The organism is Burkholderia sp. BCC0397 (genome assembly GCF_902832865.1).
Lineage (GTDB): Bacteria > Pseudomonadota > Gammaproteobacteria > Burkholderiales > Burkholderiaceae > Burkholderia.
The window spans coordinates 695,059-715,992 of the sequence record NZ_CADFDL010000001.1; the positions used below are offsets into that span (position 1 = coordinate 695,059).

Annotated in this window: 16 protein-coding genes; 12 read left to right on the plus strand and 4 right to left on the minus strand. The window is 69.3% G+C overall.

Going from position 1 to position 20,934, the window contains the following annotated elements; all coding sequences use genetic code 11:
- Positions 1-244 precede the first annotated feature (244 nt).
- Genes HWX03_RS03215 through HWX03_RS03225 form a run of 3 tightly spaced genes read left to right on the plus strand, consistent with a single transcriptional unit; the run spans position 245 to position 2,923 of the window.
- Entirely contained in the window at positions 245-934 is a 690-nt protein-coding gene (locus tag HWX03_RS03215) for a DUF969 domain-containing protein (RefSeq protein ID WP_174433898.1), read from the plus strand.
- On the plus strand, positions 931-1,881 hold the full coding sequence (locus HWX03_RS03220) for a DUF979 domain-containing protein (RefSeq protein WP_175870213.1): 951 nt from the start codon (positions 931-933) through the stop codon (positions 1,879-1,881). The genes HWX03_RS03215 and HWX03_RS03220 overlap by 4 nt, the downstream gene beginning before the upstream one ends.
- Positions 1,882-1,900: 19 nt before the next feature.
- The gene (locus HWX03_RS03225; RefSeq protein ID WP_175870214.1) at positions 1,901-2,923 is read left to right on the plus strand and encodes a DUF2891 domain-containing protein; all 1,023 of its coding nucleotides are present in this window, start codon (positions 1,901-1,903) and stop codon (positions 2,921-2,923) included.
- A 44-nt stretch (positions 2,924-2,967) separates the two neighbouring features.
- Here HWX03_RS03225 and HWX03_RS03230 read toward each other — a convergent pair whose 3' ends face one another.
- Entirely contained in the window at positions 2,968-3,792 is an 825-nt protein-coding gene (locus HWX03_RS03230; protein WP_175870215.1) for an IclR family transcriptional regulator, read from the minus strand.
- A 187-nt stretch (positions 3,793-3,979) separates the two neighbouring features.
- Between HWX03_RS03230 and HWX03_RS03235 the strand changes: the two genes are divergently transcribed.
- The 7 genes from HWX03_RS03235 to HWX03_RS03265 all read left to right on the plus strand — a co-directional run bounded on the left by HWX03_RS03235 (position 3,980) and on the right by HWX03_RS03265 (position 15,344).
- Positions 3,980-5,635: a choline dehydrogenase gene (locus HWX03_RS03235; protein ID WP_175870216.1), complete on the plus strand. Its 1,656-nt coding sequence runs from the start codon at positions 3,980-3,982 to the stop codon at positions 5,633-5,635.
- 119 nt (positions 5,636-5,754) lie between these two features.
- Complete coding sequence (locus tag HWX03_RS03240; RefSeq protein ID WP_175870217.1) at positions 5,755-7,059, plus strand: MFS transporter; 1,305 nt, start codon at positions 5,755-5,757, stop codon at positions 7,057-7,059.
- 368 nt (positions 7,060-7,427) lie between these two features.
- Entirely contained in the window at positions 7,428-8,843 is a 1,416-nt protein-coding gene (locus tag HWX03_RS03245) for an FAD-binding oxidoreductase (RefSeq protein WP_175870218.1), read from the plus strand.
- 182 nt (positions 8,844-9,025) lie between these two features.
- Positions 9,026-10,447, plus strand: coding sequence for an amino acid permease (locus HWX03_RS03250; RefSeq protein WP_175870219.1), 1,422 nt, complete (start codon positions 9,026-9,028; stop codon positions 10,445-10,447).
- 212 nt (positions 10,448-10,659) lie between these two features.
- On the plus strand, positions 10,660-13,596 hold the full coding sequence (locus HWX03_RS03255) for a molybdopterin oxidoreductase family protein (protein WP_175870220.1): 2,937 nt from the start codon (positions 10,660-10,662) through the stop codon (positions 13,594-13,596).
- A 16-nt stretch (positions 13,597-13,612) separates the two neighbouring features.
- Entirely contained in the window at positions 13,613-14,359 is a 747-nt protein-coding gene (locus HWX03_RS03260) for a 4Fe-4S dicluster domain-containing protein (protein WP_175870221.1), read from the plus strand.
- A 37-nt stretch (positions 14,360-14,396) separates the two neighbouring features.
- Positions 14,397-15,344: a DmsC/YnfH family molybdoenzyme membrane anchor subunit gene (locus HWX03_RS03265; protein WP_175870222.1), complete on the plus strand. Its 948-nt coding sequence runs from the start codon at positions 14,397-14,399 to the stop codon at positions 15,342-15,344.
- Between the two features lie 26 nt (positions 15,345-15,370).
- Here the strand turns inward: HWX03_RS03265 and HWX03_RS03270 are convergent, their stop codons facing one another.
- Positions 15,371-16,123, minus strand: coding sequence for an IclR family transcriptional regulator (locus tag HWX03_RS03270; RefSeq protein ID WP_175870223.1), 753 nt, complete (start codon positions 16,121-16,123; stop codon positions 15,371-15,373).
- A gap of 185 nt (positions 16,124-16,308) precedes the next feature.
- Between HWX03_RS03270 and HWX03_RS03275 the strand changes: the two genes are divergently transcribed.
- Positions 16,309-17,298: an AAA family ATPase gene (locus HWX03_RS03275; RefSeq protein WP_174434617.1), complete on the plus strand. Its 990-nt coding sequence runs from the start codon at positions 16,309-16,311 to the stop codon at positions 17,296-17,298.
- Entirely contained in the window at positions 17,295-19,016 is a 1,722-nt protein-coding gene (locus HWX03_RS03280) for a cobalt chelatase (RefSeq protein WP_175870224.1), read from the plus strand. The genes HWX03_RS03275 and HWX03_RS03280 overlap by 4 nt, the downstream gene beginning before the upstream one ends.
- A gap of 43 nt (positions 19,017-19,059) precedes the next feature.
- Here the strand turns inward: HWX03_RS03280 and HWX03_RS03285 are convergent, their stop codons facing one another.
- Both HWX03_RS03285 and pta read right to left on the minus strand, forming a co-directional pair.
- Complete coding sequence (locus HWX03_RS03285; protein ID WP_175870225.1) at positions 19,060-19,827, minus strand: sulfite exporter TauE/SafE family protein; 768 nt, start codon at positions 19,825-19,827, stop codon at positions 19,060-19,062.
- Positions 19,824-20,858 carry a phosphate acetyltransferase gene (gene pta / locus HWX03_RS03290; RefSeq protein ID WP_175870226.1) on the minus strand — a complete coding sequence of 345 codons (1,035 nt, stop codon included), beginning with the start codon at positions 20,856-20,858 and terminating at the stop codon, positions 19,824-19,826. The genes HWX03_RS03285 and pta overlap by 4 nt, the downstream gene beginning before the upstream one ends.
- Between the last annotated feature and the right edge of the window lie 76 nt (positions 20,859-20,934).

The following is a 20,934-nucleotide window of genomic DNA, read 5'->3' on the forward strand; positions in this document are numbered from 1 at the left end:
AGTGTAGTCGGCGGGTCGGGGCCGCGCCACGCGCGCGGGCCGGCCGGCCCGATTCGTCCGATGAAATGTGACCGACACACGGCGCGTGCACGGTATCCAGCGGGCTTCAACGTTTACCCGAACCGGCGAATCGTCGACTTTTTATCGATAAAGTCTCGTGCTAGATTTCGCCGTCCGAGCCCGATGCAAACCGGGCCGGCAGCGCGTGGCCGACGTGCCGCGCGCCCAGACACGAGGAGGGGAAATGCTGGTGCTGATTGGGGTGCCGATCGTCGTGATCGGCTTCGCGCTGCGCTTCAATGCGCTGCTGGTGGTCACGATCGCGGGGCTCGCGACGGGGCTGGCGGGCGGGCTGAATCTCGTCGACATCGTCAGCGCGTTCGGCAAGGCGTTCACCGAGAACCGCTACATGGGGCTGATCTGGCTCACGCTGCCGGTGATCGCGCTGCTCGAGCGCAACGGGCTCAAGGAGCAGGCGAGGCGAATGATCTCGCGTGTGCAGGCGGCCACCACGGGCCGCGTGCTGATGCTGTACTTCGTGCTGCGCCAGGCGACGGCCGCGCTCGGCCTCACGTCGCTTGGCGGCCACGCGCAGATGGTGCGGCCGCTGATCGCGCCGATGGCCGAGGCCGCCGCGGTCGGCCGGCACGGCGAGCTGCCGGAGTCGGTGCGCCAGCAGATCCGCGCGCATGCGTCGGGCGCCGACAACGTCGCCGTGTTCTTCGGCGAGGACATCTTCATCGCGATCCAGTCGATCCTGCTGATCAAGGGCTTTCTCGAACAGAACGGCATCTCCATCGAGCCGCTGCACCTGTCGGTGTGGGCGATCCCGACCGCGATCGCCGCGCTGCTGATCCACTGCACGCGCCTCGCGCTGCTCGACCGCCGGCTCGCGCGCGGCTTCGGCCTGGTGACGCAGGAGGGCGCGCGATGATCGGCCTCGAATCGCTGTACACGCTCGCGGGGCTGATGTTCGCCGCGTTCGCGTACTTCAACCTGACGGACCGCACGAACCCGCGGCGCGTCGTCAATTTCGCGTTCTGGGCCATCTACGCAGTCACGTTCCTGTTCGGCGCGCTGCTGCCGCATTTCGTGATGGGCTGCCTCGCGATCGCGCTCGCGCTGATCGCCGGTTCGGGCAAGCTCGGCCGCGGCCAGTCCGACGAGGCCGGCGAAGCGGCGGCCGTGCGGCGCGAGACGCGCGCGCAGCGCTTCGGCAACCGGTTGTTCCTGCCCGCGCTGCTGATTCCGGTCGTCACGCTGATCGGCACGTTCGCGCTGAAACGCGTGCCGTTCGTCGAGCCGAAGAGCGTGACGCTGATCTCGCTCGTGCTCGGCACGATCGTCGCATTCGGCGTCGCGCTCGCGATGCTGCGCGATTCGCCCGTGCATGCGCTGAAGGAAGCGAGCCATACGATGGATGCGGTCGGCTGGGCCGCGATCCTGCCGCAGATGCTCGCGGCGCTCGGCGCGCTGTTCGCGGTCGCGGGCGTCGGCGGCGTGGTGTCGGGGCTCGTGAAGGCGTGGGTGCCGATCGATTCGCCGTTCGCGGTGGTCGCGGCCTACACGGTCGGCATGGCGCTGTTCACGATGATCATGGGCAACGGCTTCGCCGCGTTTCCGGTGATGACGGCCGGCATCGGCCTGCCGTTGATCGTCCATCAGTTCCACGGCAATCCGGCGATCATGGGCGCGATCGGGATGCTGAGCGGCTTCTGCGGTACGCTGATGACGCCGATGGCCGCGAACTTCAACATCGTGCCCGCGGCGCTGCTCGAACTGAAGGACAAGAACGGCGTGATCAAGGCGCAGTGGCCGACGGCCGTGCTGCTGCTGGCCGTGAACACGCTGCTGATGTACGCGTTCGTATTCCGCTTCTGACTCGATGGACGAGATCCTCATGACCGACCGACTCACCCCCGAACTCGCGTCGAAATTCGCGTCGCTCGCGCTCGCACACCTGACCCGCGAATATCCGAACAAGCTCACGCATGCGCTCGAAGGTCCGCACGACGTGCAGGGGCCGCGCGCGCTGCATCCGATCTTCTACGGCAGCTACGACTGGCACTCGTGCGTGCATGGCTACTGGCTCGTGCTGCGCGTGCTCGAACGCTACCCGGCATTGCCGGAGACCGAGCGCATCGTCGCGATCGTCGACGCGCATTTCACCGACGCGAACGTTGCCGGCGAGCGTGCGTATCTCGCGCGGCCGCACAACAGCGGCTTCGAGCGGCCGTACGGCTGGGCGTGGCTGCTCGCGCTCGCCGCGCAGCTCGAGCGGCTCGCGCTGAAGGGCGCGCTGCCGCAGGCCGCGCGCTGGGCGAAGACGATGGCGCCGCTGGCCGACCTGTTCGTGTCGCGCTTCGAGACTTTCCTGCCGAAGGCCACCTATCCGCTACGCGTCGGCACGCACTTCAACACCGCGTTCGCGCTGGCGCTCGCGCTCGATTTCGCGCGCGACACGCAGCGCGACGGGCTTGCCGCGCTGATCGTCGATACCGCGAAGCGCTGGCACCTGAACGACGTCGCATGCCAGGCGTGGGAGCCGTCGGGCGACGAATTCCTGTCGCCCGCGCTGATGGAAGCCGAACTGATGCGGCGCGTGCTGCCGGCCGCCGAATTCGACGGCTGGTTCGCGCGCTTCCTGCCCGACCTCGCGCGCGGCGAGCCGGCGACGCTGTTCGAGCCGGCGACCGTCAGCGACCGCAGCGACGGCAAGATCGCGCATCTGGACGGGCTGAATCTGAGCCGTGCGTGGTGCCAGCGTTCGCTGGCCGGCGCGCTGCCGGCAGGCGATGCGCGGCGCGCGAAGCTGCTCGATGCGGCCGACCGGCATCTCGCGAGCGCACTCGCACACGTGGCCGGCGACTACATGGGCGAGCACTGGCTCGCGACGTTCGCGTTGCTCGCGCTGGACGCATAGCGCGCGACACCCCGCCGGCCCATGCATGAACGCGCGCGGCCGCATCAGCCCGGCGGCGCGCCGTCGGCCGCATGCAACAGCGGCGCGAGCCGCGTGGCCGCGTCGCGCATCTTCGGCACGTTCTCCAGCAGATCGTTGAGCGTCGCGCGCGCGGTCGGCGCATGCACGGCGAGCGCCGCGAGCACGCGACCGCTCGCGGCATCCTTCACCGGCACCGCGACGGCCACCATTCCCCGTACGAATTCCTCGTTGTCGATGCCGACGCCGCGCGCGGCCAGCCGGTCGAGCTCGGCCGCGAGCAATTGCGCATCGGTCAGCGTCCGGTAGGTCATCTTCTGCAGCGAGAGCCGCGCGAGCAGCGCGTTGCGCTCGAGCGCATTCATCTGCGACAGGAACAGCTTGCCGCTCGCCGTGCAATGCAGCGGCACGCGCATGCCGGGCCGCATCTCGAGCCGCAGCGGCTCGGCCGTCTCCACACGTTCGACGTACAGCACCGTGTCGCCGTCGAGCGCGGTGAGGTTGCAGGTCTCGCCGAGCACGTCGACGAGCGCGCGCAGCACCGACCGGCAGCCGCGCGTGAACGTGTTGTTCGACAGCGCCGCGAGCGCGAACTGCGCGGCGCGCGGGCCGAGCGCGATGCCGCGGTCGTGGCCGCGCGAGTCGGGCATGTGGATCACGTAGCCGCGCGTTTCGAGCGATTCGATCAGGCGCAGCAGCGTCGCCTTCGGGATGTGCAGCCGTGCGGCGAGCTGCGACAGCGTGTACGGCTGTCCGGCCGATGCGAGCGCTTCGAGCACGGCGAGCGCGCGCAGCACGCGCGCATCGTCGGCGGGCGCGCCGTCGGGCGGCGCGGGGGCGGTGTCGCGCATGTGTCTCCTCCGTCGGGATCGGCGGGCGTCCCGGGATGGTGTGTGCGAGGGAAATGAAACGAATTGAACGGTTTTTGTACCACATTCACCGCGTGGACAATAAATCGGCTTGTACGCGTTCCGTGTGCTCAATAAATTTGGACAAAACATACCGGATTTTTCTCATACCCCGGAACGGAGACACGGAATGACACGCAGCTTCGACTATGTCGTGGTCGGCGCGGGATCGGCCGGTTGCGTCCTCGCCAACCGGCTGTCCGACGGCGGCCGCCATACGGTGTGCCTGCTGGAGGCGGGCCCCGCCGACAAGTCCATGTGGATCCACGTGCCGATCGGTTATGGCAAGACGATGTTCCACCCGGTGTACAACTGGGGCTTCCACACCGATCCCGACCCGAACATGCACAACCGCCGCCTGTACTGGCCGCGCGGCCGCACGCTCGGCGGTTGCAGCTCGATCAACGGGCTGATCTACGTGCGCGGGCAGCAGCAGGATTACGACCACTGGGCCGCGCTCGGCAACCGCGGCTGGAGCTGGCGCGAATGCCTGCCGTATTTCCGGCGGCTCGAACACAACACGCTCGGCGAAGGCCCGACGCGCGGCACCGGCGGCCCGCTGTGGGCGTCGGCGATCCGGCAGCGGCACGAACTCGTCGATGCGTTCGTCGCCGCGTCGAACCGGCTCGGCGTGCGGACGGTCGACGATTTCAACACGGGCGATCAGGAAGGCGTCGGCTATTACCAGCTCACGACGCGCAACGGTTTGCGCTGCTCGACCGCGGTCGCGTACCTGAAGCCCGCGCGCGGGCGACCGAACCTGCACATCGAGACCGACGCACAGGCGCTGAAGGTGCTGTTCGACGGCGCGCAGGCGTCCGGCGTGCGCTACGTGCAGCACGGCAAGGTGCATGAGGTGCGCGCGCTGCGCGAGGTGATCCTCGCGGCCGGCGCGCTGCAGTCGCCGCAATTGCTTCAGGTGTCGGGCGTGGGCCCGGCCGCGCTGCTGGACCGGCACGGGATTGCCGTCGTGGCCGACCGGAAGGGCGTCGGCGAGAACCTGCAGGATCATCTGCAGGTGCGGCTGATCTACGAGGTGACGAAACCGATCACGACCAACGACGAGCTGCATTCGTGGGTCGGCCGCGCGAAGATGGGGCTGCAATGGGCGCTGTTCCGCGGCGGCCCGCTCGCGATCGGCATCAACCAGGGCGGGATGTTCTGCCGCGCGTTGCCGGACGAATCGGCGACGCCCGACATCCAGTTCCATTTTTCGACGCTGTCGGCCGATTCGGCCGGCGGCAGCGTGCATCCGTTTCCCGGCTGCACGTATTCGATCTGCCAGTTGCGGCCCGAATCGCGCGGTACCGTACGGATTCGCACCGGCGATGCGCGCGACGCGCCGTCGATCCAGCCGAACTATCTCGACACCGAGCGCGACCGCCGGACGACGGTGGCCGGCGTGCGCTTCGCGCGCCGTGTCGCGGCCGCCGAGCCGATGGCGCCGCTGATGAAGCGCGAGGTGCGGCCCGGCGCGGATGCGCAGACGGACGACGAGCTGCTCGAATTCTGCCGCGAATACGGACAGACGATCTTCCATCCGTCCGGCACCGCGAAAATGGGCGTCGCGAGCGATCCGCTCGCGGTCGTCGACGAGCGGCTGCGCGTGTACGGCACGCGGGGCTTGCGCGTGGTCGACTGCTCGATCATGCCGACGCTCGTATCGGGCAATACCAACGTGCCGGTCGTGATGGTCGCCGAGAAGGCGTCCGACATGATTCTCGAGGACGCGCGCGAGGCCGATCGCGGCCGCAGCGTCGCGCCGGCCGCCGAGGCGCTCGCGTAGCGCGAAGCGCCCGCGCGGCCCGTGCTCCTGCGCCCGGACGGCCGCCGCGCGCTCATCGATGCCCCCGCCGGCACGGCGTCGGGGCAGGTTGCGGCGCATCCTTACCTGGAGAAGCTCGCATGGCAATCGATTCCCGGGTCGTCCGACGCGTGGCCGCGGCCAGCGTGATCGGCGCGACCGTCGAGTGGTACGACTTTTTCCTGTACGGCGTGGTCGCCGGCATCGTGTTCGACAAGCAGTACTTTCCGTCCGGCGACGCGTTCGTGTCGACGATGCTCGCGTATGCGACGTTCGCGGTCGGCTTCGTCACGCGGCCGCTCGGCGGCTTGCTGTTCGGCCATCTCGGCGACCGCGTCGGGCGCAAGTCCGCGCTGATCCTGACGATGCTGATCATGGGCGTGTCGACGGCCGGCGTCGCGTTCCTGCCGACCTACGCGCAGATCGGCATGTGGGCGCCCGTGCTGCTGCTGACGCTGCGCGTGCTGCAGGGTATCGGCCTCGGCGGCGAGTGGGGCGGCGCGGTGCTGATGGCGTACGAATACGCGCCGCCGCACCGGCGCGGGCTGTATGCGAGCCTGCCGCAGATCGGTCTCGCGATCGGGCTGTGTCTCGCGGCCGGCGTCGTCGCGGGGCTGTCGCGCGCGCTGCCGGACGCCGCGTTTCTCGAGTGGGGCTGGCGCGTTGCGTTCGCGGCGTCGCTGCTGCTCGTCGCGGTCGGCTTCTACATCCGCATGCGCGTGGCCGACACGCCCGAATTCGTCGCGCTCAAGCGCCAGCGGCGCGACACGAAGCTGCCGGTGGTCGAACTGCTCGGCAACTACCGGCAGGCGATCCTGCTCGGGATGGGCGCGCGTTATATCGACGGCGTGTTCTTCAACGTGTTCGCGGTGTTCTCGATCGGCTACATGACGCGCAACCTGTCGATCTCGCGCGGCGACGCGCTGCTCGGCGTGATGAGCGCGGCCGTCGTGATGTGCGGGTTCATCCCCGTGTTCGGCAGCCTGTCGGACCGGCTCGGCCGCGCGCGCGTGTACCGGTGGGGCGCGACGCTGTGCGGGCTATCGGTGCTGCCCGCGTTCTGGCTGCTGCAGACGCAGTCGACGAACCTGCTCGCCGTGTGGCTCGCGCTGGTGATCCCGTTCGGGATCTTCTACGCGATGGCGTACGGGCCGGAGGCCGCGCTGTTCGCGGAGCTGTTCGACGCGAACGTGCGTTACACGGGCATTTCGTTCGTCTACCAGGTGTCGGGCATCTTCGCGAGCGGCCTCACGCCGATCGTCGCGACCGCGCTGCTGCGTGCGAACGGCGGCGCGCCGTGGCTCGTCGGGGTTTACGTGATGTTGTCTGCACTCCTGTCGATCGTGTCCGCGCGGGCGATCGAGAAGCGCGGCGGCATGGCCGGCGTCGCGGTGCGCGCGACGTGACGTGACGCCTGAGCCGGGCGGGTGGCGGTGTGCGGGGGCGTATCGGCACGGTGGCGCCGCGGCCTCGCGTTCGCGCCTGCCGCGTGCCACCGGTTGCCCCGCGCGCCGGCCCGCGCGCTGGTCCAAGCGAATCCGGCCCACTGGCCCTACCTGCGGTAAATCGGCCTGCCTACACTTTCCTCGACAGATCGCCGCATGGAAGCATCTGCACACGATCGACCCGAAGAGAACGATCAGGAGACAGGCATGACCAACAGGCAGTCGGCAGCATCCGCCCGCGCGGCGGACACGCGCCCCGCATCAGTCAGTCGAATCGCCGCGTGCGCCGGTTGCGGCGCAACCGGCACGCCCGCATCGGAGGGCTGACCATGTCGACCCCTTCCATCGAACGCACCACGCGCGGTTTCGCGGGCGGCCGGCCGAACGATACGCGTTACGACCCGACCTACGATCCGCTCGTGTCGCCGGGCCCCGGCTGCGGCAAGCAGTACGCGCCGACCTACTGGGTCGCGACGGCCGGCACCCCGCCGGCCGACGACGGCCCCGTCACGCGCGATCTCGATGTCGACGTCGCGATCATCGGCGCCGGCTACACGGGCCTCGCGACCGCGCTGTGCCTCGCGCGGGACCACGGCATCAAGGCCGTCGTGCTCGAGGCCAACCGCACCAGCTGGGGCTGCAGCAGCCGCAACGGCGGGCAGGGGCAGAACGCGTCGGGCCGGCTGTCGCGCTCGCAATGGATCGAGCGCTGGGGCAAGGACGTCGCGTTGAAGATGCACGACGAGATCCTCGAAGGCTTCGAGCACTTCAAGTCGCTCGTGTCGGAAATCGACTGCGATCCGCAGCCGGGCGGCCATTTCCTGATCGCGCACCGCCCGCGCATCATGGCGAAGCTCGCGGCCGAGGCGAAGGTGTGGAAGGACGTGTTCGGCTATCCGTCCGAACTGCTGAGCGCGGAGACGTTCCGCCGCGAATTCATCGACGACCACGAGGCGGCCGGCGCACTGCACGAGCCGGAAGGCATCGGCATCCATGCGCTGAAACTCGCGTTCGGCTACCTGCGCCTCGCGCGCGAAGCCGGCGCGAAGGTGCATACGAGCAGCCCCGTGCTCGGCTTCGAGACGATCGACGGCGTGCATCACCTGCGCACGCCGGGCGGCGTGGTGCGGGCCCGCGCGGTCGGCATCGCGACCGGCGCGTACACCGCGCAGACGCTGCATCCGTCGCTGCGCAGCAAGGTGATGCCGATCCTGTCGAATTCGATGGTCACGCGGCCGCTGACCGACGCCGAGATCGACGCGTGCAACTTCCGCACGACGCAGGTGCTGACCGACACGCGCACGCTGCGCTTCTACTACCGTTTCCTGCCCGATCGCCGCCTGCAGATCGGCAGCCGCAGCGCGATCACCGGCGACGATGCGCCGAACCCGCGCCACCTCGATTTGCTGAAGGAAGGCATGGCGCGCAAGTTTCCCGCGCTGCGCGGCGTCGAGATCGATTACGCGTGGTGGGGCTGGGTCGACGTGAGCCACGACATGATGCCGCGCGTGTGCCAGCCCGACCCGCGGCAATCCGTGTACTACGCGCTCGGCTACGGCGGCAACGGCGTGTCGTATTCGCAGCAGGCCGGCCGCCGGCTCGCCGAGCAGATCGCGGGGAAGGGCGCACGCCCGACGCTGCCGATCTTCACGTCGCCGCTGCCCGGCCACCCGTTCGCGCCGTTCCGGCGCCTCGGGCAACGGATGCTCTACCTGTCGTACTTCAGGAACGACGAAAAGCCCTGAGCGCAGGACCCGCGACCCGGCGCGACGCAACGCAGCGCGCGCTGGGCGACCCAACACAATAAAAGCAACAGAAATCCGTGCGGCCGGGGCTGCAGGTGCCCCTGCACGCGCCGTCGCCGGCGGCGCCCGCGTTCACCCGAAGGTGGCGCGGGCGGCGCCGGACAACTGGATATGGAGAAGACATGCAACCCTCGAACCAGAGTGACCTGAAGTGTGGGCTCAAGCAGCGCCACATGACGATGATCGCGCTTGGCGGCGTGATCGGTGCCGGGCTGTTCGTCGGCAGCGGCGTGGTGATTCAGCAGACCGGGCCGGCCGCGATCCTGTCGTTCCTGATCACGGGCGGGCTCGTCGTGCTCGTGATGCGGATGCTCGGCGAGATGGCGTGCGCGATGCCGGCCGTCGGCTCGTTCTACGAGTACGCGCGGCTCGCGTTCGGCAACTGGCGCGGGCCGGGCAGGATGGCCGGCTTCCTGACCGGCTGGATGTACTGGTATTTCTGGGTGATCGTCGTCGCGCTGGAAGCGGTCGCGGGCGCCAGGCTGATCCAGTTCTGGCTGCCCGACACGCCGGCGTGGATCATCAGTCTCGCGCTGCTGGTCGTGCTGACGCTCACGAACCTGATCTCGGTCGGCAGTTACGGCGAGTTCGAATTCTGGTTCTCGTCGATCAAGGTCGGCGCGATCATCGTGTTCCTGTTCCTCGGCGGCCTCTACGTGCTCGGCCTGTGGCCCGCGTCGATGCATACGACGGCCGTGCTGCCGACGCTGCTCGGTCACGGCGGCTTCATGCCGCTCGGCATCGGGCCGGTGATGAGCGGGGCGGTCGCGGCTACCGGGTTCTACTTCGGCGCGGAAATCGTCACGATCGCGGCGGCCGAGGCGAAGGAGCCGGCCAAGGCGGTTGCGAAGGCAACCAACTCGGTGATCACCCGCGTGCTGGTGTTCTACGTCGGCTCGGTCGCGCTCGTCGTCGCGCTGGTGCCGTGGAATTCCGCGCAGATGGCCACGCCGTACGTGAGCGCGCTGGAAGTGATGGGCCTGCCTGCCGCCGCCAACGTGATGAACGCGATCGTGCTGACGGCCGTGCTGTCCGCGCTCAACTCGGGCCTCTATGCGGCCTCGCGGATGCTGTTCGCGCTGACCCGCCACGGCGACGCGCCGGCCGCGCTCGCGAAGGTCAACAAGCGCGGCGTGCCGGTGCGCGCGATCCTGCTCGGCACGGTGTTCGGCTACGTGTCGGTCGTGATGTCGTACGTGTCGCCCGATACGGTGTTCGCGTTCCTCGTCAATTCGTACGGCACCGTCGCGCTGTTCGTGTACGTGCTGATCGCGTTCTCGCAACTGCGCCTGCGCAAGCGTCTCGACCCGGTCGCCGCCGGCAAGCTGCGCGTGAAGATGTGGGCGTACCCGTACCTGACCTGGGTCGCGATCATCGGCATGGTCGGCATCCTCGTCGCGATGGCGTTCATCCCGGACCAGCGCAAGCCGCTCTGGCTCGGCGTCGCGAGCCTCGGCGTACTCGTCGTCGCGTACGGGCTCACGCGCCGCAGCCGTCGCGAGCATCTCGACGACAGCGAACTGCTCGCGTATCCGCCGCGCTGACCGGCAACACCGCATGACGCCGCCGGCCCGGTGCGTGCGCCGAGCCTGCGCGCATGCGGCCCGCCGGGTGGCGGGCGCAACTATCAGGCTGACCGATAGCACCGATCGGCGGATGCGACTTTATGTCGGCCGCCGGCCGGCATAGCATGGATGAACCGATTCACCGGTGCGCCCCGACGGAGCGCACCGTCATCCGCGAACGAGGACAGACGATGGAACATCGGACACGCGAGCGCGACGAGCAGGCCGAGATCAAGACGACGACCTGCTACATGTGCGCATGCCGCTGCGGCATCCGCGTACACTTGCGCGACGGCGAAGTGCGCTATATCGACGGCAATCCGCACCATCCGCTGAACCAGGGCGTCATCTGCGCGAAAGGTTCGTCGGGGATCATGAAGCAGTACTCGCCCGCGCGGCTCACGCAGCCGCTGATGCGCAAGCCGGGCGCCGAGCGCGGCGATGCGCAGTTCGAGCCGGTGTCGTGGGAAGTCGCGTTCGACGTGCTCGAGAAGCGCCTGTCGCATCTGCGCGCGACCGACCCGAAGCGTTTCGCGCTGTTCACGGGCCGCGACCAGATGCAGGCGCTCACCGGCCTGTTCGCGAAACAGTTCGGTACGCCGAACTATGCGGCGCACGGCGGGTTCTGCTCCGCGAACATGGCGGCCGGGATGATCTACACGATCGGCGGCTCGTTCTGGGAGTTCGGCGGCCCCGATCTCGACAACGCGAAGCTGTTCTTCATGATCGGCACCGCCGAGGATCACCATTCGAATCCGCTGAAGATCGCGCTCGGCAAGTTCAAGCGCGCGGGCGGCCGCTTCATCGCGATCAATCCGGTGCGCACCGGTTATGCGGCGATCGCCGACGAATGGATTCCGATTCGCCCCGGCACCGACGGCGCGCTGTTCATGGCGCTGATGCACGAGCTGATCGCACGCGATGCGTTCGACCACGAATTCGTGTCGCGCTTCACGAACGCGGCGGAACTGATCGACCGGCGTGACGGCGCCAACACGTTCGGGCTGTTCGTGCGCGACGCCGATGCGCCGGAGGTCAATCCGCTGTATCCGCAGAACCGGATGTGGTGGGACACGAAGACGAACCGAGCGGTGCTGCACCACGCGGAAGGCGCGGAGCCGGCGCTCGACGGCCGCTATACGCTCGACGACGGCACGCCGGTCGCGCCGTCGTTCACGCTGCTGCGCGAACAGGTGGCCGACTGTACGCCCGAATGGGCGGCCGACATCACCGGCATCGCGGCCGACACGATCCGCCGCCTTGCCCGCGAGATGGAGACGGTCGCGCGCGAGCAGGCGATCGAGCTGCCGGTGCGCTGGACCGATTCGTGGGGCAAGGAGCATGAATCGGTGAAGGGCGTGCCGATCGCGTTCCACGCGATGCGCGGGCTGGCCGCGCATTCGAACGGCTTCCAGACGATCCGCGCGCTCGCGGTGCTGATGTCGCTGCTCGGCACGATCGACCGGCCGGGCGGCTTCCGCCACAAGGCGCCGTATCCGCGCGCGGTGCCGCCTTCGGCGAAACCGCCGAACGATCCCGGCCAGATCAAGCCGAACACGCCGCTCGCGACCGGCCCGCTCGGCTGGCCGGCCGGCCCGGAGGATCTGTTCGTCCATCCGGACGGCACGCCCGCGCGGCTCGACAAGGCGTTCTCGTGGGAATACCCGCTCGCGGTGCACGGGCTGATGCATTCGGTGATCACCAACGCGTGGCGCGGCGATCCCTATCCGATCGACACGCTGCTGATCTTCATGGCCAACATGGCGTGGAATTCGTCGATGAATACGACGGAAGTGCGCAAGATGCTGGTCGACAAGCGCGACGACGGCGAATACCGGATTCCGTTCCTCGTCGTATGCGACGCGTTCGCGTCGGAGATGACCGCGTTCGCCGACCTGATCCTGCCCGACACGACCTACCTCGAACGGCACGACGTGATGTCGGTGCTCGACCGGCCGATCTCCGAATTCGACGGGCCGGTCGACTCGGTGCGCGTGCCGGTCGTGCCGCCGACCGGCGAATGCAAACCGTTCCAGGAGGTGCTGATCGAGCTGGCCAGCCGGCTGAAGTTTCCGGCCTTCACGACGCCGGACGGGCAGCGCAAGTACCGCGACTATCCGGATTTCGTCGTCAATTTCCAGACCGCGCCGGATTCCGGCACCGGCTTCCTGATCGGCTGGCGCGGCAAGAACGGCGACAAGGCCGTCGTCGGCGAGCCGAACCCCGACCAGTGGAAACGCTACGCGGAGAACAACTGCGTGTACCACCACCGGCTGCCGGAGCCGCTGCAGTACATGCGCAACTGCAACGGGCCATACATGCAATGGGCGGTCGACAACGGGATGCGCAAGTTCGGCGTGCCGATCGTGATCCAGCTCTACTCGGACGTGATGCAGAAATTCCGGCTCGCCGCGCAGGGCCGCACGTCGGGCCGCCAGCCGCCGGACCATCTGCGCGAGCGCATCGCACGCTATTTCGATCCGTTGCCGTTCTGGCATCCGTCGCTCGAAAGCGGGCTGACCGATGCCAACCGCTATCCGCTCGCGGCGATCACGCAGCGGCCGATGGCGATGTACCACTCGTGGGATTCGCAGAACGCGTGGCTGCGGCAGATCCACGGCGAGAACCACCTGTTCGTGAACCCCGTGACGGCCGCCGCGCAGCAGATCGACGACGGCGCATGGATCTACGTCGAATCGCCGTGGGGCAAGGTGCGGTGTCGCGCCCGCTACAGCGAGGCCGTCGAGCCCGGCACCGTATGGACCTGGAACGCGATCGGCAAGGCGGCCGGCGCGTGGAACCTCGGCCCGCAAGCGGGCGAATCGCAGCGCGGCTTCCTGCTCAATCACGTGATCACCGACGAGCTGCCCGACGCGGCCCGAAGCGGTGCGCGGCTGTCGAACTCCGATCCGGTGACCGGACAGGCCGGCTGGTACGACGTGCAGGTGCGGATCTACCCGGCCGAGGCCGATGCGGCGACCACGCTGCCGCAGTTCGCGCCGATGCCGGCGCTGCCGGGCACGCCGCGCGTGCTGCAGCGCGTGCAGGCGTATTTCGCGGGAACCGGCGCATTCGCCGCGCGGCTGCGGCGCGCGGCGTCGGCGGGCCCGAAGTCTGACGATCGCTGATCGAAGGAGCGCAACCATGACCCAGATGGCCCTCGTCATCGACCTGAACGTGTGCGTCGGCTGCCATGCCTGCGTGACGAGCTGCAAGGAATGGAACACGTCGGGCGAAGCCGGCAGCCTCGCCGACCTGCGCCCGTACGACGACGATCCGTCCGGCACGTTCTTCAATCGCGTGCAGACCTACGAAGCCGGCGTGTTCCCGATGACGGACACGATCCACTTCCCGAAGTCGTGCCTGCACTGCGAGGATCCGCCGTGCGTGCCGGTCTGCCCGACCGGCGCGAGCTTCAAGCGCAAGTCGGACGGCATCGTGCTGGTCGACTACGACAAGTGCATCGGCTGCAAGTACTGCGCGTGGGCATGCCCGTACGGCGCGCGCGAACTCGACGAAGGCCGCAAGGAGATGACGAAGTGCACGCTGTGCGCGGACCGCATCGACAACGAAGCGCTGCCCGAACGCGATCGCAAGCCGGCGTGCGTGCTCGCGTGCCCGACGTCGGCACGGCTGTTCGGCGACGTGCACGATCCCGAATCGGACGTGTCGCGTGCGATCCGCGACCGCGGCGGCTATGCGCTGATGCCCGAGTGGGGCACGCGGCCGTCGAACCATTACCTGCCGCGCGTGAAGACCGAAGCGTCGTGCGGGTGCGGCAGCAGCGGCGGATGCGGCAGCGCATCGAACGGGCGCGACGACGACGCGTCGTTCGAGGCCCGTGCGGCGCGCGGCGACATCGATCTCGTGGCGTTGGCGACCCGGCGCTGAGCGTTGCGCATTTCATTCAGACACTGACGGAGTTTCCATGCGCCCAGCCTTTTCGGTCGTTTTTCTCACCACGCTGTGCGGCGCCGCACAGGGCCTGCTGCTGACGCTCGTGATCGTCGAGGCGCTGGCGCGTCTGGCCGGCGTCGACGTGGCGGCCGCGTTCTACGTGACCGGCGCCGCGCTGTCGGTCGCGCTCGGCGTGCTCGGCCTGTTCGCGTCGTTCTTCCATCTCGGCCACCCGGAGCGCGCATGGCGCGCGATCGCGATGTGGCGCACGTCGTGGCTGTCGCGCGAGTGCATCGCGCTGCCGGTGTTTCTCGCATGCGCGTTCGCGTATGGCGCGGCGCATCTGTTCGGCTGGCCCGGCACGCTGCTGATCGGGGCGGCGGGCGCGCTCGCGAGCGTCGCGCTGTTCGTCTGCACCGCGATGATCTACGCGTGCCTGCGCTTCCTGCAGGAATGGGCGAGCCCGCTGACGCTCGTGAATTTCGTGCTGCTCGGTTGCGCATCGGGCTGCACGCTCGCGACGGCCAGCGCCGCGTGGCTCGCGCCGGCGCTGGTCGGCCGGCTCGCAGTGGCCGCCTGCGTGCTGACGTTCGCGGGCGGCGTGGCCCGGCTCGCGTCGCTCGCACGCAATGCACGGCTGCGGCCGAAGTCGACCGTGCAGAGCGCGACGGGGATCCGCCATGCGAAGGTCGAGCAGAAGTCGCGCGGCTTCACGGCCAGCGCGTTCAACACGAAGGAGTTCTTTCACGGGCAGGGCAACGGCACGCTGCGCACGGTGAAGGCCGGCTTCCTGATCGGCGCATTCGCGGTGCCGTTCGTGCTGACCGGGGCCGGCGCGCTCGCGCCGACCTCGATCGCGACGGCCGTCGCGATCGGCGCGGCGTTCGTGATCCAGTACGCGGGGCTGGTCGCGGAGCGCTGGTTCTTCTTCGCGGATGCGCGGCATCCGCAGAATATCTACTACCAGCGCGCGTCATGACGCGGCAGGCGCGCTGCCGCGCGGCCCTAGAACGTTTGCGCGAGCGCGCGGGCCGCTTCCTGCAGCCGCGGCACGTGGTCGAGCAGCCGCGACAGCGGCGCGCGCGACACCGGCGCATGGACGGCGACCGCGGCGATGCACGCACCGTCGGCGTCGAGCACCGGCGCCGCGATGCAGGCGATCCCCGCGACGAATTCCTCGTTGTCGATCGCGATGCCCTTGTGCGCGGTACGGTCGAGTTCGGCTTCGAGCAGTTCGGGGTCGGAGATCGTGTTCGGCGTATGGCGCGGCAGCGCCATCGTGCGCACCAGCGCCGCCCGTTCGTCGCGCGGCAGCAGCGCGAGCAGCAGCTTGCCGCTGGCGCTGCAGTAGGCGGGCACGCGCGAGCCGGGTTTCAGGTCGAGCCGCAGCGGCCAGTCGGCCTCGACGCGGTCGAGATAGACGACTTCCGTGTCGTACAGGGCGGTCAGGTTGCAGGTCTCGGCGAGGTCGGCGACGAGCCGTTCGAGGATCGCATGGCGCAGCCGGCGCGTGCCCGCATGCAGCATCACGCCGGTGCCGAGCCGCGCGAGGCGCGGGCCGACCGCATACGCGTTCTTGCGGCCCGGCTCGCGAATCACGAGCCCGCCGGCTTCGAGCGACGCGAGCATCCGGTGCAGCGAGGCCTTCGGGATATCGACGTCGCGCGCGAGATCGGCGAGCGACACGGCGTCGCCGGCCTGGACGAGATGTTCGAGCAGCGCGAAGGCGCGCAGCGTGGGCGTATCCGCGGGCAGCATGTCGGGCGTTCCGGAAACTGGACTGCGGCCATTGTACCGAACGGTCCGGCAGGCTGGCCGCACGGGGCGGTGTGCCATAGGAACCCGGCACGCGTGTTGGGCAGCGGAACGAATCGTTCCGTCGACAGAATCGACGCAGGCGCCATCGACGCCTGCGCAACAGGCAACGACAGGAGCGCAACGCGATGGATGGGGTGACGAACAAGCCGGACTGCATGGTGTCGGCTCGCGAACGGTTCGGTTTCGATTCGGACCTGATGGTGCCCGCGTTCAGCGTGCGCGACGATCACGTACCCGATATCGACGACGCGTACCGCTTCAACCCGGACGTCACGCTCGCGATTCTCGCGGGCTTCGCGCGCAACCGCCGCGTGCTCGTGCAGGGGATGCACGGCACCGGAAAGTCGACGCATATCGAGCAGGTCGCGGCGCGGCTGAACTGGCCGTGCGTGCGCGTGAACCTCGATGGCCACATCAGCCGGCTCGACCTCGTCGGCAAGGATGCGATCGTCGTGCGCGACGACGTGCAGGTGACCGAATTCCAGGAAGGGATCGTGCCGTGGGCGCTGCAGCGTCCGGTCGCGCTGATCTTCGACGAATACGATGCGGGGCGGCCCGACGTGATGTTCGTGATCCAGCGGATCCTGGAGCGCGACGGCAAGTTCACGCTGCTCGACCAGAACCGCGTGATCCATCCGCATCCGTCGTTCCGGCTGTTCGCGACCGCGAACACGGTCGGGCTCGGCAACCTGAACGGGCTCTACCACGGCACGCAGATGCTCAACCACGCGCAGATGGACCGCTGGAACGTGGTCGCGACGCTCGACTACCTGCCGCGCGACGAGGAGATCGGCATCGTGCGCGCACGCGTGCCGGCACTCGCGGACGAGGCCGGCCGCCCGCTGCTCGAATCGATGGTGAGTCTCGCCGAGCTGACGCGCAACGGTTTCGCGATTGGCGATTTGTCGACGCTGATGTCGCCGCGCACGGTGATCGACTGGGCCGAGAACTGCCAGATCTTCCGCGATCCGGCGCTCGCGTTCCGGCTGACGTTCCTGAACAAGTGCGACGACGCTGAACGGCCGGTCGTCGCCGAGTATTACCAGCGCTGCTTCGGCGAAGAACTGGCGGTCGCGTCGCGCGCCGGCGGCGGCGAGCCGGGAGCGGGGCGGTGAGCGCCGATCGCGACGCGGCGCGCCGTGCTGCCGCGCGCGAAGCGCTGGGCGCGTCGACCGTGCGGGCGCTGACGCGCGATGCGGCGCTGCATTACCGTGCGGGCCGCGTGTGCCGCGACTTGCGGCCGCTGCCGATCCATGCGCCGCATCTGCGCGCGCAGGCTGCAGACGACGATCTCGCGTCGTGGCGCGGTGCGGCCGACGGCGCCGCGTTGCGCATCCTGCACTCCGATGCCGACCTGCATCGCGCGCTGTCCGGCGACGATCCGGTCGAACGCGTGCTGTTCGAGATGCTCGAGCAACTGCGCTGCGAATCGCTGGCGTCGCCGGCAATGCGCGGTGTCGTGCAGAACCTGCGCCATCGTTTCGAAACCTGGTCGCGCGCGTTTCACCGGTCGGGGCAAGCCGATACGCATGTCGGAATCCTGGTCTACACGGTCGCGCAGATCGCGTGGTCGCGACTGACCGGCTGGCCCGTGCTCGAGGAAACGGAGGACCTGATCGAAGCGTCGCGCGCGGCGCTCGTGCCGGAGATCGGCGTGGCGCTCGCGGGGCTGCGCCGCTGCCGGCACGACCAGCGCGCGTTCGCCGACCACGCACTGGCGCTGGCGCGACGCATTGCGTCGATGATCCGCGACGCGCGCGCGGCCGTCGTCGAAACCGAGACGCAAGACGCGCGTGAGCAGGACGACGCGCTGACGAACTTCTCGCTGTGGGTCGATTTCGACGAGGCGGGCATCGACCTGCCGGCGCTTGTGGAGACCGGCGACAGTGCCGTGTTGCACGGCGGCGGCGCCACGTATCGGTCGTACACGACGCGCTACGACCACGAATTCAAGCCGGCCGCGCAGATCCGCGCGGCCTTGCTGCGCGAGTATCGCGACCGGCTCGACGCGCAGGTGGCCGCGCAGCGGATCAACGTCACGCGGCTCGCGCGCGTGCTGCGCGCGGCGCTCGTCGTGCCGCAGGCCGACGGCTGGTCGTTCGGCGAGGAACACGGCCGCCTCGACGGCCGCCGCCTCGCGCAACTCGTCAGCTCGCCGGCTGAGCGGCGCTTGTTCCGGCTCGAACGCGTGCGGCCGCAGGCCGATTGCGCGCTCGCGTTCCTGATCGACTGCTCGGGCTCGATGAAGGCGTGGATCGACGGCGTCGCGCTGATGGTCGACACGCTGGCGCGCGCGGGCGACGCCGCGGGCCTCGCGACCGAAGTGCTGGGTTTCACGACGCTCGCATGGAACGGCGGCCGCGCGCGCCAGGACTGGCTCGCGCGCGGCAAGCCGCGCCATCCGGGGCGCCTCAACGAAACCGGCCACCTGGTGTTCAAGGACGCCGATACGCGCTGGCGGCACGCGCGCGCCGGCATTGCCGCGCTGTTCAAGGCCGACCTGTTCCGCGAAGGGATCGACGGCGAAGCGGTCGAATGGGCGTGCGCGCGGCTCGCGGCGCGGCCGGAGGCGAGAAAGATCCTCGTCGTGATCTCGGACGGCAGCCCGATGGACGGTGCGACGGCGCTCGCGAACGATCCGTTCTACCTCGACAACCATTTGAAACAGGTGGTCGCGCGCCAGCAGGCGGCCGGCCGCGTCGACGTGCTCGGACTCGGCGTTGGGCTCGATCTCGGCCCGTACTACCGGCACCGGCTTGCGATCGACCTGGCATCGGCGCCCGACATGAAGAGGCTCGTCGAAATCGCCGGCTGGATCGGCGCGCGGCGGTGAAATCGACCGGGAGCGACAGCGAACGACAGCGAACGACAGGGAATCAGCCGCGATGCAGCAGCGGCGGCAGCGACGTCGCGATCAGCCCGACGCCGATCGCCATCAGCACGCCGAACGCGAGCCGGCGCAGCGCGACCGGCGACAGCGGCGGCGGGTAGTGCCGGCCGGCGATCGTCGTCAGCATCACGACCGGCGTCGCGAGCGCGGCCGGCAGCCAGATGTCGCGATCGAGCTGGCCTTCGCAGGCGCTGTACAGCACGCGCGTGGCCGACGTGGTCGTGAACAGCACGATCAGTGCGCAGCGAATCTGCACGAGCGTCAGCGGCTGCCGGTAGAACTGGAAGATCAACGACGGCCCCGACACGCCGAACATCCCGCTCAGCAACCCGCCGAAGAGGCCGCTGACGAAGAAGCTGCGGTTGTCCGAGCGTTCGGTCAGCGGCGTCGGGCGCAGCGCCGCGCTCAGGCCGCCGTACAGCACGACCGCGCCGAGGATCAGTTGCAGCAGGTCGGCCGCCGAGCGGCTCAGGCATTCGAGCAGTACCACGCCCGCGACAACTGACGGCAGGATGCCGAGCGTTGCCGCGCCGACCGCACGCCAGTCGATGTGATGCAGCCGGCCCGGCAGCGCGGTCGCACCGTTCGCGAGCGACACGACGCTCATCAGCGTCGCGACGGTGGCGAGCGGCGCGAGCCCGAAGCCGCTCGTCGCGCCCATCACGATCATCCCGAGCCCGAAGCCCGTGACCGTCTGGAAATAGCTGCCGGCGCCGATCACCGCGATCAGGATCGCCAGTTTGTCGGCTGTCATGCGTGCGCGGCCTCGCCGGTTGCGGCCCGTTGCGCGGCCGCCTGCGCCTGCACGGTGGTTGCCGCGATCACGTGATACACGTCGTCGGCGCTACAGCCGCGCGACAGGTCGTTCGCGGGCCGGCGCAAGCCCTGCAGCAGCGGGCCGACGGCCTTCGCGCGGCCGATCCGCTCGGCGAGCTTGTAGCCGATGTTGCCGGCTTCGAGGCTCGGGAACACGAGCACGTTCGCGTGGCCGCCGACCTGCGAGTGCGCGATCTTGCGCTCGGCGATTTCCGCGACGATCGCCGCGTCGAGCTGCACGTCGCCGTCGATCGCGAGCGCCGGGCGCAACGCGCGCACGTGCGCAGTCGCGGCCGTCACCTTGTCGACCGCCGCATGGTGCGCGCTGCCGCTCGTCGAGAACGACAGCATCGCGACGCGCGGTTCCTCGCCGAGCAGCGCGTGCGCGCTGTCGGCGGCGGCCATCGCGATCTCGGCGAGCTGGCCGGCATCTGGATCGACCACGAGCGCGCAGTCCGAGAAAATCAGCCCGCCCTTGATCGTATGGAACGGCTCGCACAGCATCATCAGGAAGAAGCTCGACACGATCCGGAATGCCGGATCGACGCCGATCAGCTGGATCGCCGCGCGCACGACGTCGGCCGTCGCATGCACGGCGCCCGCGACCGAGCCGTCCGCGTCGCCGAGCCGCACCATCAGGTTCGCATGGCAGAGCGGGTCGAGCACCGCGTCGCGCGCGGCGTCGACCGTCATGCCCTTGGCCTGGCGCAACGCGTGCAGGGCGTCCGCATACGCGTCGCGGTGCGAGGCGGTGGCCGGATCGACGAGCGCCATGCCGTCGAGGTCGAGCGCGTCGCGCGCGGCCGCCGCGTGGATGGCCGCGCGGTTGCCGACGAGCATGATGCGGGCGATGCCGTCGCGCGTCGCGCGGGCGGCGGCGTGCAGCACGCGCGGGTCGTCGGCTTCGCACAGCGCGATGCGCATCGGCTGGCGGCGCGCGGATTCGAGAATGCGGTCGAGGGCTTTCATCGGGAATTCGAAGTAAAAAGGCCGGATGCGGCGGCCCGCACGGGGCACGGCGTCCGGCCGGGTTCCGGCCGTGCGG

Bases quoted from the DNA above. Each gene is read 5' to 3' on its own strand.
- HWX03_RS03220 (WP_175870213.1), top strand. From the start codon at position 931: ATGATCGGCCTCGAATCGCTGTACACGCTCGCGGGGCTGATGTTCGCC.
- HWX03_RS03225 (WP_175870214.1), top strand. From the start codon at position 1,901: ATGACCGACCGACTCACCCCCGAACTCGCGTCGAAATTCGCGTCGCTC.
- HWX03_RS03285 (WP_175870225.1), bottom strand. From the start codon at position 19,827: ATGACAGCCGACAAACTGGCGATCCTGATCGCGGTGATCGGCGCCGGC.
- HWX03_RS03250 (WP_175870219.1), top strand. From the start codon at position 9,026: ATGCAACCCTCGAACCAGAGTGACCTGAAGTGTGGGCTCAAGCAGCGC.
- pta (WP_175870226.1), bottom strand. From the start codon at position 20,858: ATGAAAGCCCTCGACCGCATTCTCGAATCCGCGCGCCGCCAGCCGATG.
- HWX03_RS03230 (WP_175870215.1), bottom strand. From the start codon at position 3,792: ATGCGCGACACCGCCCCCGCGCCGCCCGACGGCGCGCCCGCCGACGAT.
- HWX03_RS03245 (WP_175870218.1), top strand. From the start codon at position 7,428: ATGTCGACCCCTTCCATCGAACGCACCACGCGCGGTTTCGCGGGCGGC.
- HWX03_RS03270 (WP_175870223.1), bottom strand. From the start codon at position 16,123: ATGCTGCCCGCGGATACGCCCACGCTGCGCGCCTTCGCGCTGCTCGAA.
- HWX03_RS03240 (WP_175870217.1), top strand. From the start codon at position 5,755: ATGGCAATCGATTCCCGGGTCGTCCGACGCGTGGCCGCGGCCAGCGTG.
- HWX03_RS03235 (WP_175870216.1), top strand. From the start codon at position 3,980: ATGACACGCAGCTTCGACTATGTCGTGGTCGGCGCGGGATCGGCCGGT.
- HWX03_RS03215 (WP_174433898.1), top strand. From the start codon at position 245: ATGCTGGTGCTGATTGGGGTGCCGATCGTCGTGATCGGCTTCGCGCTG.
- HWX03_RS03255 (WP_175870220.1), top strand. From the start codon at position 10,660: ATGGAACATCGGACACGCGAGCGCGACGAGCAGGCCGAGATCAAGACG.
- HWX03_RS03275 (WP_174434617.1), top strand. From the start codon at position 16,309: ATGGATGGGGTGACGAACAAGCCGGACTGCATGGTGTCGGCTCGCGAA.
- HWX03_RS03260 (WP_175870221.1), top strand. From the start codon at position 13,613: ATGACCCAGATGGCCCTCGTCATCGACCTGAACGTGTGCGTCGGCTGC.
- HWX03_RS03265 (WP_175870222.1), top strand. From the start codon at position 14,397: ATGCGCCCAGCCTTTTCGGTCGTTTTTCTCACCACGCTGTGCGGCGCC.